This is a genomic window from Emticicia sp. W12TSBA100-4 (genome assembly GCF_040253585.1).
In the GTDB taxonomy this organism is placed as follows: Bacteria; Bacteroidota; Bacteroidia; order Cytophagales; family Spirosomataceae; genus Emticicia.
On the sequence record NZ_JBELAU010000010.1, the window covers coordinates 120943 to 135089 of the forward strand.

A 14147-nucleotide genomic window follows, 5' to 3' on the forward strand; every position below is an offset into this window, starting at 1 on the left:
GGAAAATTTGCTGTTGCAAAAGTAACAGTTTTTCTCTCGACTTTGTTTATCTTATCCCAACTCAATTACACATATATTGGTATGCTACGGTCTGTGTGGTTTTGTTTTCGCCTTTTGTGATGGTCTTTGTACCTTTGGTGGGAATGCCTGTTTGATTGTATTCATAAGCCGTTTCGATTGCTTCATCTACTTTGCCATTATCATCATAGATTTTGATAGAAGTAGGATTGTTTTTGCCGAAAAATGCAAAATAACTGTTTGCGATTCCGATAAAACCGTACGCCATTGTGCGATAGCCATCAGGGTAAAACTGAGCTCTTGTGTCGTAATTTAGACCTTCATACGCTAAAAGTTCGGGTTCTCCGTCCATTTTTATAAAAACCTTTGAAACATTATCATTTAGGTATTCTACACGTGAAGTTCCTTTTACGTTGTATCCAAAAATATTTAGCGTTGTATTGATTCTCGTTAGTTTATCGCCCGAATACACAAAATCATTGACTTGAAATTCATAATCCTTCACGGAAGTCCGAGTTTTGGAAATTTTCCCCGTCGTTACATCATAAACGTAAGTCACGGTATAAGTTTCTAAGGCATTTCCATTAGAAATGGTCATTTTTTCGATTTGATTTTTGTTATTATACGTAAAAATAGCATCGACTTCGCCATCTTCTTTGTTGATAATTCGTTTGATACGATTGAGCGTATATTCAAAAGATGCAATGGGCGTACCTTTGTCTGAATTGATATTTTTGAGCGGGCATTTGGCCAACTGCGAGGTTTGCTGCGGCGTGATACCTTCGTCATCAATTTTTTTACATGAAATAACAGCTCCGATAAGAGCCACTAATGCGAAGGATATAATACGTTTCATTTGTATAGAATTGAAAATTTCAATAGCGAACTTTGACAATTTTAAGCAAAAAACGTGCCTGTTTTTAAATAAAAAAGAGTAGCTTTCATGCAGAAAACTACTCTTTTGATGAAAAATCAAAGATTCACTTCGGGAGTTTCGTTTTGAGAAATGAAGTCAAAATATCTAATCCTTTTTCGAAATGTAAATTATTATTGATAATGATGTCGGCACTGTATTTGGTTGGTTCGATGTATTTTTCGTAAGTAGGAGCTACGTGATTTTCCCAACGATATAGCACATCGGTTAGGTCATAGCCACGCTCATTGTTATCTCTGATGATGCGGCGTTTGATTTTAATATGCTCACGGGCATCAATAAAAACTCTCAAATCGAGCAATTTTGATACTTCTTGCGAGTGAAATACGAAGATTCCTTCAACCACAATGATTGGTGCTGGCTTGAAGGTCAAGATTTTTGGAACGACATTCGGGTTATTAAAAACGTATTCTTTGTGCTGAACGGTTTTGCCATTTTTGAGGTCGTTGATATGCTGGGCATATAAATCAAAATCAATGGCTTCAGGAAGGTCGTAGTTTTCTATGTTATTTTGGTCTTTCGGCACAAATTCTTGTGTACGATAGTAATTATCTTGCGAAATAAGGCAAACTTCTTCTTCTGAAAAAGCTCCCAGTAATTGATGTAAAAAATATGTTTTTCCCGATGCACTTCCGCCCGTGATACCGACAATGTAAGGTTCTGTCATGTTTTATGCCCAGTCTTCTTTAAAAATTATTTTATTGTTGATGTTGCCCAATGGTACTTGTTTGTGCAATTTTAAAACAAAATTAAGAAAAGGCTCAGGAATTTGGACATAATATTTTGAGAATTGCCCATAAAAATAACGAACTATGAAAAAAATCTTCAAAACGATACTATTTATCTTACTGGTTTTGGTGGGAGTTTATCTGATTTGGTCAAGTATAAACAAAAGTACATCACTACAACCAATATTTAAAATTGATGAGGTAGAGTCTTACGGAGATTCAACCGCAAAGGGAAATATTCTTGGTGTTCAAGCATTTATGACACCCGTAGATTATGCTTCGGAAGCTAATTTTAAGCAAAAAATTGAATTTTATTTGATTGAAGCCCAGAAAAACAAATTACTAATTTCGGAAAAGACGGTAGTAGTTTTTCCTGAATATATCGGTACTTTTTTGGTGGCTGCTAACGAAAAGGAAAGTTTATATCAAACCCAAACTTTAGAAGAAGGCTTGCAAACAATGGTGCTAAGTAATATTGGGAAGTTTACGAAAACTTTCGTTTCTGCACCCAATGAAGTAAAAGATAAGGTCAAATATGCAGCATTTGCCATGAAAGCTATTGAAATGGCAAAAATATATCAGAAAGTTTTCTCTGAATTAGCCCAAAAATATGCTGTTACAATCGTAGCAGGTTCGATTTTATTACCCAATCCAAGTGTTGAAGGTGGTATTTTGAAAACAAATGGTGGTTTGCTTTATAATACTTCAATGGTATTTGATTCAAAAGGAAAACTCAATTCAAACTTGATTATAAAAGCCTTTCCTACTGCCGATGAGCTATCGTTTGTTTGTCCAGCCAAACCCGAAGAAATTCCTGTTTTTGACACTTCTATCGGGCGAATGGGTGTATTGGTTTGTGCCGATGCTTGGTTTTCGGAATCGTATAAAGTTTTGAAACGAAAAGGCGTTGATTTTGTGGTAACACCTTCGTACTCAAATGGTTATGGTAATTGGAATAAAAAATGGACTGGCTATTCAGGTGCTGAAACACCAGCTGATGCTAAAGGAAGTATTGGAAAACTAACACTTGGTGAAGCTTGGGTAAAACACGCAATGGCCGAAAGAGCAAAAAATGAAGCTGGAGTAAAAAAAGGTATAAACGTATTTCTGCAAGGAAATATCTGGGATTTGGGTGCAGATGGCTCAACAATTATTTTGAATGATTCGGCCAAAGCCACTCAACACATTTGCAAAGCGGCTTTGGTGAATTTATGGCTGTGAAGCCTAAATTAACTTCTATCTTATTTATCAGGCATTCTGTAAGTTTTTACAAATTCTTTACCAATTTGCTGGCCATTTCTGAAAATGGCTGCTCGTACGGTAGTCAGCTTATTGAATGTCTGCGGTACAAAAATAGGGGAGTTGGAAGTTGGCTTCGAGAAATCGAGCGAATACCGTACCTGTGCATCACGCACGAAAGGTTCAAGTTTTACCTCAACTGTTTGTGTGTTTTTATTAGGGGTAGACGTCTCTTTTACATCAAAAATACTTTTGGCATAATTTACATTTAGCACATCTAACCTCTTGAAGTGGGTTTCTAATCTACGCCCAAAATCAGTAAAGTTTTTCTTGATGGATGGTGTCCATGTCACTTCCGATAAAGCACACGCACGAGGGAATGTCATATATTCGGCGTGTTCGGGAGTGGAAACGTATTCTGTCCAAAGATTTACTTGAGCTCCCAAAATATACTTTGTTTCTTCTGGTTTTAGTTCCGAAGGAGTTGGTTCGTAGGAATAAACCTTCTCCAAAGTCAAGAAACCGCCAATCGCTAAAGGCTCAGTTATGGCGTGAGATTGGTAATAATCAATATAAACGTATGAATTTGGTGTCATGACCACATCATGTTTTTGTTTGGCAGCTTCGATTCCGCCCTGCACGCCTCTCCACGACATAACCGTAGCATTCGGCGAAAGCCCACCTTCTAAAATTTCGTCCCAACCCATTAGTTTTCTGCCTTTTGAGGTTAAGAACTTATCAATGCGTTTAATAAAATAGCTTTGAAGTTCGTGTTCATCTTTCAAACCTTGGGCTTTCATTAAATCTTGACAAAATTTGCTTCGTTGCCACGTAAGTTTTGGACATTCATCGCCACCGATATGGATATATTTACTCGGGAAAAGTTCCATTACTTCGGTCAGCACATCTTCAATAAACTTAAAAGTCTTTTCGGTAGGGCAGTAAACATCTTCGATTACACCCCAAATTTTGGCAACACCATAAGGCCCGCCCGTACAGCCCAATTCTGGATATGCCGCTAAAGCCGCCAAAGCGTGGCCGGGCATTTCGATCTCGGGAATAATAGTTACATATTTTTCTTGAGCATATCTTACTACCTCTCTGATTTCATCTTGTGTATAAAAACCAGAATGTTCTTTTCCATCAAATTTTAGCGGTTGATTATAATTCATTTTGCCTTCAACTGTTTCAGAACGTACCGAACCAACTTGTGTAAGGCGAGGGTATTTCAGAATTTCTATTCTCCAACCTTGGTCTTCGGTTAGGTGCCAATGCAAAACATTCATTTTGTGCATAGCCAATAAATCAATTGTTTTTTTTACAAAAGAAAGTGGCATAAAATGACGACCCACATCAAGCATAAAACCACGGTGTTCGTAGCGTGGTTTATCAACAATACTTACGCAAGGTATTTTTAGTTGTAAACCATTGACTTTGGCCGAACTATAAATTTCGGCGGGTAGCAACTGAAATAGCGTTTGAAGAGCATAAAAATATCCTTGAGAAGCACTTGCTGTGATGGTTACGAGGTTTGGCTCAACCAAAAGTTCGTAGTTGTCCTCTGGCATTGGGCGAGTTGGTTTTACGAACAAGATTGCATTTGTGATTGGCGGAACAGGAATTGCTTTTTTGGTTTTTGGGTCAATTCTTGGCACTTTTGGAAGTGAAACCTCAGTAAAAAGTTTCATTCCAGTAGTAAGTGCTACCTGACTCGAAAGAAGTTTCGCCACTGCTGCCGTTGGAGCATCGTTTGTTTGTAAAATTATTCTGGTTTCACTACTAATTACGAATGTGCCATTTTGAGCAATAAGTGTGTCGGGCTGTGGAATAATACTGTATGTATTTTGCCCCCAAGCGGTCGATGCCAAACTCAATAAAATAATAAGTAGTCGCTTCATGATGAATGAATGTTATATATCGGGGTAATGATAATGGGATGTTAAATTAAATATTGAACGCATTTAAGAAAAGTACTGCCAAAATACCACCAATGATTGGGCCCACAACAGGAATCCAAGCATAGCTCCAGTCACTCGTTCCTTTTCCCGAAATTGGCAAAACAGCGTGTGCAATGCGTGGGCCTAAATCACGTGCAGGATTGATGGCATACCCAGTTGGCCCACCAAGAGATAAACCAATTGACCAAACCAGCATGCCAACCAAGTAAGGGGTAAATCCATTAGGTAAATCGGCTGTAAACGAACTTGACACAACAATTAATATGATTGTACCAATGATTTCGGAAATAAGATTACCAGTAGTATTTCTAATGGCCGGAGCAGTGGCAAAAACACCCAGTTTTGCTCCTTTATCTTCGGTTATTGCCCAGTGCGGAAGATAAGCAAGCCATACGAGTGTAGCACCCAAAAATGCACCAATCAATTGAGCGGCAATAAACGGAGCAACATTTGCCCAGTTGCCCGTTTTTACGGCCATTGCAATCGTAATTGCTGGATTGAGATGTGCATCAGGGCTACCAAATTTTTGAGCCACAAATACGCCGCACATCACAGCAAATGCCCAAGCAGCAGTTACAACGATCCAGCCACCGTTTTCACCTTTTGAGCCTTTTAAGAGAATATTTGCAACGACACCATCGCCAAGTAAAATTAGTACGAGAGTACCGAGTAATTCGCCAATAAAGTTTGAAGTTTGCATTGAGGGTTTGTTTGTTATAGGGTTGAAATTGTTTGGCAAGTTAATTTATTTTGTCAGAACACACAATAGGTTTAACTTTGTGCTTTGAATTTCGATGTTGGAGGTTTGATGCTGGATGATGGCGAGAAGCTAATAGGGCTTTTCTAAAGGGATTTCACTCAACTAAGTCCAATTTCCATCTTCCAAACTTCTAATTTCCAAAGATAATTAATTGAAAACTATGCTTTTGAATACCCTTACCGCTATTTCTCCTGTTGATGGTCGATACCGCCGACAAATTGAAAATCTTGCAAAATATTTTTCGGAATTCGGACTCATTCACTATCGTGTGAGAGTTGAAATTGAATACTTTATTGCTCTTTGCGAACTTCCTCTACCACAACTCGAAGGTTTTGATAAAGGTTTGTATAAAAATCTTCGTGTGATTTATGAAAATTTTTCGGAAGAAGATGCCCTCAAAATCAAAGAAACAGAGAAAGTAACCAATCACGATGTAAAAGCCGTTGAGTATTTTATCAAAGAAGCTTTTGAAGTTTTGGGAATTGGACAACACTCAGAATTTATTCACTTTGGACTTACTTCGCAGGACGTAAATAATACTGCTATTCCATTATCGTTGAAAGAAGCGATGCTTGTTGAGGTTGTACCAACTTTTCAGCAGGTTTTGGCAAAATTGCACGAATTAGCCGAACAATGGAAAGATATTGCACTACTCGCCCACACACACGGACAACCCGCTTCGCCTACTCGCTTGGGCAAAGAATTGTTAGTGTTCTGCGAAAGAATCGAGAAACAACTCGAAATGCTGAATGCAGTACCTTATGCCGCCAAATTTGGTGGAGCAACGGGTAATTTTAACGCTCACAATGTAGCGTATCCACAAACCGACTGGGTGACGTTTGGTAATAGTTTCGTAAACGATTGGCTTGGACTTTCTCGCAGCCAAAAAACGACTCAAATTGAGCATTATGATATGTTGGCGGCTATGTTTGACGCCCTCAAACGCCTCAATACCATCTTGATTGATTTCTCTCGTGATGTTTGGACATATGTTTCGATGGGTTATTTCAAACAAAAAATTAAAGCGGGCGAAATAGGTTCATCAGCCATGCCACATAAAGTAAATCCGATTGATTTTGAAAATGCCGAAGGAAATTTAGGCGTGGCTAATGCACTTTTTGAGCATTTTTCGGCAAAATTGCCTGTTTCTCGCCTACAAAGAGACTTGACCGATTCGACGGTTTTGAGAAATCTCGGCGTGCCAGTTGGACACACGGTTATTGCCTTAAATTCTTTGCTAAAAGGCATGAACAAACTTGAACTCAACCAAGAAGCAATCGACCACCATTTGGAAGAAAACTGGGCGGTTGTGGCTGAAGGTATTCAGACAGTTCTTCGTCGTGAAGGTTTCCCGAAACCCTACGAGGCATTAAAAGAATTGACTCGCAAAAATGAGAAAATCACCGAAAAACGTATCAAAGAATTTATAGACACCCTTGATGTAAGTGAAAAAGTAAAATACGAACTTCGACGCATTTCACCTTTTAATTATACAGGGATATAAAAATAAAACGGCTCTTAGAAAAACCTAAGAGCCGTTTTTATTAATACTCAACAATTTGCCTACTCATTGGCGGAACGTTGGAGTAGGGTCGAAGCGAGCGATATTGGTCACTTCGAGCCGTAATCTGAATTTCTTGTAAAAATTTGAAATCTTTCGAGAAATAATCTTCCGAAATTCTATTTGTAGGGTAATTTACATCTCCATAATACATATTCTTGTAAACGAATGCAATTGGCAGAATATACTTCCCTGCCTCTACGTGATTGAGTTGAGGAATCTTAGATAAGCCACTCACAATTTCATTTTCAAAGCCCAACGATTTACTAACTTTTTGGCTCACCAATGGGTAAATAACATTGACATTTTTTATTTTTCCTGTTGAATTTACTTCAAAAGATGCATAAACTCGACCATAAATGCTTCCTCTAATAGCACCAACAGGATAGTTAATATTTTGAGATGCATAAGCATAAAAAACTGGTCCAATTGGGTCTTTGATTACTTGACTATACGATTTGCTATAAAGCAAACTCAAAAGTAGAAGGGCGAATACAAATGGTTTTTTCATATTTATCAGAGATAATTTGTAGGATTTGTAAGTAAATCTATAAAAGACCAAGCTGATTTCAAAAAAACTCATTTTATATTTATCACTTCGGCGAATAAGTTTTCACCGCAGTTTTCATCACCTCTGCTTTGTCGAGTGTCATTTTTTTAGTTTTCTGACTCAAATATAAATCCATTTGGTCGGCAAAGTGTGGGCTATCGGCATGAGTCGATTGACCGAAGTTCAGTACCGTTTCTATTTCGGGTAGGCCTTCTTTCGGGAATTTAATTAATCCAATATACGACTCGCCTTGTACGACCTTTAATTTACCATCTTTGTACGGTCGAGTGTGCATCGCCGTGATGACATCGGGCAAACCCCAAGATGGCTTTTCGATGTCGCCACGCACGAGTTTTTGTAAATCTCCGAGTGCAATATCCGTTCGCCCGAAATGTTCTTTCATATAACTACTCACATAGCGAAAAGCTGCAACTGCTTCGTCTTTATTAATTGTATAATCGGTCATATCGCCTCTTTTTCCTAACTCGGCGGTAAAATAGTTAAGCATTACCAAAAATATGGCTGCACCTTTGCTTTCAACATTCGTTTTTCTATCCCAAGTATTTAGGTTTTCGATAAGAGGTTGTATATCAGTATATTCACTTGAATTTAATTGAAATAAGGCATCGGTATTTGCTGGAAAATAAAGTTTACCTTTTGGTAACTGTCCATCATATTTGATGCGTTTTAAATCTTCAAACGAGATTTTATCATACTGCGAAAACAGCTCTTGAAAACGAATACTGCGGTTATTATCCTTGACTTCATAACCCATTGTTTGGTCGAAATCTTTGGCTTTTAGGTTATCTTTCTCGCCAGTTGCGTTGAAAGGCGTATGATTGGCATTGAACAAATAGCCATTCGCAGGATTGACGTATTGCGGTAAATCTTTCAGCGGATGAAAAGAAGTGGTAAGTGTTTTTGAAGTATTACCAGGAATTGTATTTTTCCAATCGTAGCCTTCGGCACGGAAAGGAATTTTTCCGTTACTTACATAAAAAATGGTGTCTCGTTTGTCGGCATAAATGGTGTTAAAACCTGGGATAGCCGTCATTTGCATGGCTTTATAAAATTCTGAAAAATTACGGGCTTTATCCATCTTATACCATTGCTCTATGCCTCGAATATCTTGATTAGCACTGAATCTAACCGAAAAAGTACCTTGTTTAGTCTGAATTGTTGCACCATATTTACTCCATAAAGCCACCTTTTTAACAGGAATCGTAAACGCTCCCATTTTTACTTTTAATTTCACAGTTTTCTGCTCTAAAGTTTCCCATTTTCCATCAAATTTATATTGCATTTTGTTGACAGGATTCATTTCGAGTTGAAAAACATCGACTTTATCTTGATAATTGACGGTGTGTGTCCAACCCAAATTTTCGTTTGCACCCACAAAAATCACTGGCCCACCTGGAAATAATGCTCCGAGTACGTTTAGGCCTTCTTCACTGCACAAATGAGCTTCATACCAAGCTACTGGGCCTTCGAGCGGCTGATGTGGGTTGATAGCCAAATACGAACTTCCATCAGTTGTTTTAGAACTGTGAACTGCAATTGCATTAGAACCTGCGGCTTTAAAATCATCGAGTGTTTTTACTTTTTCTTTGAAAATTTTCTGTAAAACTACATCAACACCAGAAATCATTGATAACGAAAGCACCGTACTGGTGGTATATTCTTTAGGTGTTGTCGGAAACGAACCTTTTACCAGTACTTCTTCGGGGTGTTTGGCTGCGTAGGCGTTTATTCCAGCTATATATCCTTCGATAAGTGCTTTGTATTCGGGCGATAAGGCTTTGTCATACTGCTCTTCTACCACTTCTCGGCAACGCAAAAGTGCCACTACGTAATCAACCGTTGCTCCATCTTTTCCTTTGTGGCGGCCTACCATACCTTTTCCTGCCAAAAGTGTGAGCTGCATAGTTTTGAAATCATCTTCGGCATTTGCCCAAGCCAATCCGTAAGCTACTTCGGGGTCAGTTTTGGCAAAAATGTGCGGAACGCCCCATTTATCACGCACAATCTTAATGTTTTCGGGATTTATCTGGGCAAATGCCCCCGTAGAGCATAAAAGAAGAATTAAGAATAGTTTTTTCATTGTTAGGTTGAATTGTAATTGCTTGATTAGCACAAATGTAATCTTTTGATAATATTTGAAACAAAAAGGGAAGACATTTAAAATGCCTTCCCTTTGAGAACTAACAACTTGGAAAGTTGTTTTACAATAAATTTGCTTTCAACATATATTCAGCAATCTGAACGGCGTTGGTAGCTGCACCTTTGCGGAGGTTATCGGCAACCACCCAAAGGTTTAATGTATTGGCTTGAGATTCGTCACGACGGATACGCCCTACGAAAACCTCATCTTTTCCATGCGAATTGATTGGCATTGGGTAAACGAAGTTCTTCACATCGTCTTGTACGATAACACCTTCGGTTTCGCTCAAAATCTTGCGAACTTCATCTAAATCGAAATCGTTTTCAAATTCGATATTTACTGCTTCTGAGTGTCCGCCAACGGTTGGGATACGAACGGTAGTTGCCGTAACTGCAATGCTATCATCACCCATGATTTTCTTAGTTTCGTTTACCATTTTCATTTCTTCTTTGGTATAACCGTTGTCTAAGAAAACATCAATGTGTGGTAATACGTTAAGGTCGATTTTGTGCGGATAAACTTTCTTCACGCTATCATCACCTACACGCTCGGCAAACAATTGGTCAACTGCTGCTTTACCTGTACCAGTTACCGATTGGTAAGTAGAAACAACTACACGTTTGATTTTATATTTATCGTGTAATGGCTTCATTACCACTACCATCTGGATTGTCGAACAATTTGGATTGGCAATGATTTTATCTTCTGCCGTAATCGTGTTTGCGTTTACTTCTGGAACAACCAATTTTTTAGTTGGGTCCATTCTCCACGCCGAAGAGTTGTCAATTACAGGAATACCTGCCTCAGCAAACAAGGGTGCTAAAGCCAAAGAAGAGCTTCCACCTGCCGAGAAAATCGCAACCGCAGGTTTCATCTTGATAGCATCTTCGTAGCCTACCACCGTAAACTGTTTACCCTTAAACTCAACCTGTTTACCAATTGATTTTTCGGAAGCAACAGGAATGATTTCGGTAACGGGAAAGTTTCTTTCCGCCAATACTTTCAAGATTTCAGTGCCAACTAAGCCAGTTGCACCAACTACTGCAATTTTCATTTTTTTAAAATCCGACCACCCCCAGCCCTTGAAAGGGAGTCTTTTTAGTTAGTAAAATACATCATACCCACATAGGGCGTTCCGACGAATCGGTTTTGGGTTCGCAAAGATAATGTAAAATTTGGTTCGACTTCTTGGAATAGTACAAAATTTACAAAAAACTCCAAATTTTATTTGGTGTGATACAGTAATCCATTTTCACATCAAACTCATCGACATTGCTTATTTCGTCAACAGGCTCAAAAATCGAAAGACCAATTTTCATGACATCGGGACGACATTCGGCCAAAAATCGGTCGTAATAACCTTTTCCGTAGCCAACTCGATAGCCTTTTTTATCGAAACAAAGCAATGGAATTAGAACTAAATCTATATTAAAAACTGAAGACTGAAGACTGCCAACTGGCGATGGTTCTGGAATTTTCCATTTATTTTCTTCAAAAACAGTATCTTTTGTAAGTAAATAATGGCTCATTGTGCCATCTTCGTGGCTTTTCGGAATGACAATATCAGTGGCAAAGTCTTTTTTCAGTGTATTGATAATGAGCCAAGTATCTATCTCATTGTTGCGTTTGATGGGCAGAAACGTATGAATCGTGGCGTAGGCATGTACAGGAATACTTCTGAAAAACCAGTCGTGTATTTTTCTCGAAAAGCCCTCAACTTCCATTTCGGTGAGGGCTTTTCGTTTTTGAAGATATTCTTTTCTTAAATCTTGTTTCTGCATACGTACTATTCAATCCAAATTTTATGCTGTGGTTTGTGGACTATCATGGACTAAACCAACACTTCATTGGCATTTTCAATGGCTTTGCGTTCTTTCCATTGTTTCCACGAATCACCCGCCAGTTTGGTCATACCTTTATCAATAAATGTATGCCTTACCACATTCCAGCCACCACGAGCAGTTGTAAAGATAGAATCATTTGCTCGAAGTGCCAAACTAAATCCACCATCGACATACTTAATATAATGCCACCACAACGACGGAATAAATAGCGTTTCGCCATGACCAAAAGTTGCCTCAAAACCTTCCAAGTTTTTCATGGCAGGATAACGCTCGTAGTCTGGGTTTAGCGGATTTACATGAGATTGCACCGTAAACGGGTGTTGGTAAAGATTCGCACTCTTGTCGGGTGCAAAAAGAATCGCTTGCTTGCGAGTCTGAAACTGCGTCAGGAATACATTTGAGCAGTCCATGTCATAATGCAGATTCACGACCGAATTCTGCCCACCAAAAAACATAAATTTATAGCTTTTCAGGAAGCCATCCATGATGGTCGGGAAACGAATATCGTTGGCCAATTCTGGTACAATCTTAAAAATATCGAACAAGAATATACGTAAGTCGGTAGGCCCTTGTTCAATCAAGGTCAGATATTCGCCAAAAGGCATAGTTTTGGCCGCTTGAAAGTAATTTTTGGTATCGTGAATATGATTATCAAACAGCGGAACTTCGATATGCCCGTAGTTTTTGCGTAACCAATCGAAAGTCCATTTATCAAGGGCAGGCCAATCCTTCACCAAATCAGTAAAAATGACAGGTTTTTTGGGTTTCAAATAGCTTTCGATGAATTCTTCACGACTCAGATTGCTGCGTCGTTCAATTGGTAATAGTTTCATAATGTGTTTTGATAAAGTTTGTGTTTAATTAACTCAAGTAAACGACAATACAAGAAGGATTTTCCCCTAAAACGCATCCAAATAAAATTTGGTTTCCAAACAAATTGCTACTCTCTAAATTATGTTTTTCTTCATAAAAAATCTTGGTAAAACAAATTTTATATTAGTATGCTTGCATACTAATATCTTTCATGTATATTTGCCTTGAAATTATGCTTGCATAACAATATTAGACTTTACATTCAAAGAATATTATTCAATGGAGTACAACAATAATCTCAATCGAACTTTGGCAAAATTGCAGTCATTTCCTGCGTTTATGCGTGGTTTTATGCGAGATTTTGCCATCGGTCGATTCGTAAAGTTTGTTGGTACGGCGAGCATACATTTCGAGAAAATGACTTGTAATGAAGTCGCAGTAACACTTCCAAATAGAAACAAAGTACAAAACCACATTGGGCAAATTCATGCCGCAGCAACCACACTTTTGGCCGAAACGGCTTCTGGAATGGTAGTCGGCATGAACATTCCCGATGATAAACTTCCGTTGATGAAAAATCTATCGGTGAAGTTTATCAAACGTAGTCAAGGACAACAACGGGCAATAGCTACGCTAACTGATGAGCAAATAAAGCAAATCAGAGAAACCGACAAAGGGGAAGTGAATGTTACGGTAAAAGTGACCGACGAAACGGAAGAAGAAGTGGTTATAACAGAAATGATTTGGGCGTGGATTTTGAAGAAGAAATAAAAATATGATTTCAGCAGAGGAAAGTTTTCAGAATGAATTTTTAAGACCAATTCTGAAAGAACAAAATGAGTTATTGATTGCAGTTTTTAAGCAATATTTGGTCAAACATAAAGTTGTATTTGAAAGATATTCGCCAGAAGACCAAGCCAATTATATAGAAAACACCATCAAAAAAGATGCCCAATTACGCAATTATTTTGTTGGAATGATAATCGGGAAACTTTCAGTTGAACAATATGAAGTTTTTGTGCCGATGGAAACCGAGCTGAATAGAAGAATAATCACAATGCTTGTGAAGAGATTACAGAGTCAATTATAGTTTTAACCACTAAGGGACTAAGGTACACTAAGAAAATGACAAAAAAGAGCATAAATCAATTAGCTTATGAAGTTGTTGGCTGTGCTATTGAAGTGCATAAACAATTAGGGGCTGGTTTGTTGGAAGGTGTTTACGAATCTTGTTTTTGTCATGAATTACAAAGTAAGGGCTTTAGTATTGTTCGGCAAATGACTGTGCCTGTAATTTATAAGAACATTCAAGTACAAGCTGAACTAAAACTTGATGTTATGGTAAATGACTCCGTAATTGTCGAACTAAAAGCTGTTGAGCAAATACATCCAATTCACGAGGCACAACTTCTTACTTATATGAAACTACTCAAAAAGCCTAAAGGTTTACTAATAAATTTCCATACAGATAATATTACAAGAAGCATAAAACCCTTCGTAAATGAATATTTTTCAGCATTGCCTGATTAACCTTAGTGACCCTTAGTTCCTCAGTGGTAATTATTTTTTTAACCACTAAGT

The 14147-nt window shown here is 38.1% G+C and carries 14 protein-coding genes; 5 read left to right on the forward strand and 9 right to left on the reverse strand.

All coding sequences use genetic code 11. The features are described 5' to 3' along the window. Positions 1-61 precede the first annotated feature (61 nt). Positions 62-874: a hypothetical protein gene (locus tag ABR854_RS15895; RefSeq protein WP_350266405.1), complete on the reverse strand. Its 813-nt coding sequence runs from the start codon at positions 872-874 to the stop codon at positions 62-64. Between the two features lie 124 nt (positions 875-998). Then, positions 999-1619 carry a uridine kinase gene (gene udk / locus ABR854_RS15900; RefSeq protein ID WP_350266407.1) on the reverse strand — a complete coding sequence of 207 codons (621 nt, stop codon included), beginning with the start codon at positions 1617-1619 and terminating at the stop codon, positions 999-1001. Between the two features lie 145 nt (positions 1620-1764). Here udk and ABR854_RS15905 point away from each other — a divergent pair, with 145 nt between their 5' ends. Further along, on the forward strand, positions 1765-2901 hold the full coding sequence (locus ABR854_RS15905; RefSeq protein ID WP_350266408.1) for a carbon-nitrogen hydrolase family protein: 1137 nt from the start codon (positions 1765-1767) through the stop codon (positions 2899-2901). Between the two features lie 20 nt (positions 2902-2921). Here the strand turns inward: ABR854_RS15905 and ABR854_RS15910 are convergent, their stop codons facing one another. Then, a complete protein-coding gene (locus ABR854_RS15910; protein WP_350266410.1) occupies positions 2922-4817 on the reverse strand; it encodes a beta-N-acetylhexosaminidase in 1896 nt (631 codons plus the stop codon). 46 nt (positions 4818-4863) lie between these two features. Then, positions 4864-5577: an MIP/aquaporin family protein gene (locus tag ABR854_RS15915; protein ID WP_350266412.1), complete on the reverse strand. Its 714-nt coding sequence runs from the start codon at positions 5575-5577 to the stop codon at positions 4864-4866. A gap of 220 nt (positions 5578-5797) precedes the next feature. Between ABR854_RS15915 and purB the strand changes: the two genes are divergently transcribed. Further along, positions 5798-7141, forward strand: a complete 1344-nt coding sequence (purB, locus tag ABR854_RS15920; RefSeq protein ID WP_350266413.1) for an adenylosuccinate lyase — start codon at positions 5798-5800, stop codon at positions 7139-7141. A 40-nt stretch (positions 7142-7181) separates the two neighbouring features. On the opposite strand, the gene ABR854_RS15925 is transcribed toward purB, so the two are convergent. The 5 genes from ABR854_RS15925 to ABR854_RS15945 all read right to left on the reverse strand — a co-directional run bounded on the left by ABR854_RS15925 (position 7182) and on the right by ABR854_RS15945 (position 12586). Then, entirely contained in the window at positions 7182-7709 is a 528-nt protein-coding gene (locus ABR854_RS15925; RefSeq protein WP_350266415.1) for an energy transducer TonB, read from the reverse strand. Between the two features lie 82 nt (positions 7710-7791). Continuing rightward, on the reverse strand, positions 7792-9849 hold the full coding sequence (locus ABR854_RS15930; RefSeq protein ID WP_350266417.1) for a penicillin acylase family protein: 2058 nt from the start codon (positions 9847-9849) through the stop codon (positions 7792-7794). A 121-nt stretch (positions 9850-9970) separates the two neighbouring features. Beyond that, entirely contained in the window at positions 9971-10963 is a 993-nt protein-coding gene (locus ABR854_RS15935; protein ID WP_350266418.1) for an aspartate-semialdehyde dehydrogenase, read from the reverse strand. A gap of 151 nt (positions 10964-11114) precedes the next feature. Further along, on the reverse strand, positions 11115-11690 hold the full coding sequence (locus tag ABR854_RS15940) for a 5-formyltetrahydrofolate cyclo-ligase (RefSeq protein ID WP_350266420.1): 576 nt from the start codon (positions 11688-11690) through the stop codon (positions 11115-11117). A gap of 50 nt (positions 11691-11740) precedes the next feature. Then, a complete protein-coding gene (locus tag ABR854_RS15945; protein WP_350266421.1) occupies positions 11741-12586 on the reverse strand; it encodes a cupin-like domain-containing protein in 846 nt (281 codons plus the stop codon). A gap of 259 nt (positions 12587-12845) precedes the next feature. On the opposite strand from ABR854_RS15945, the gene ABR854_RS15950 reads away from it, so the two are divergent. From ABR854_RS15950 to ABR854_RS15960, 3 genes are read left to right on the forward strand one after another with little or no spacing between them, the layout of a single operon-like run. Then, on the forward strand, positions 12846-13337 hold the full coding sequence (locus ABR854_RS15950) for a DUF4442 domain-containing protein (RefSeq protein WP_350266423.1): 492 nt from the start codon (positions 12846-12848) through the stop codon (positions 13335-13337). Positions 13338-13341: 4 nt separating this feature from the next. Then, positions 13342-13656, forward strand: coding sequence for a glyoxalase (locus tag ABR854_RS15955; protein ID WP_350266425.1), 315 nt, complete (start codon positions 13342-13344; stop codon positions 13654-13656). A gap of 35 nt (positions 13657-13691) precedes the next feature. Further along, positions 13692-14096, forward strand: coding sequence for a GxxExxY protein (locus ABR854_RS15960; protein ID WP_015028996.1), 405 nt, complete (start codon positions 13692-13694; stop codon positions 14094-14096). Positions 14097-14147 lie beyond the last annotated feature (51 nt).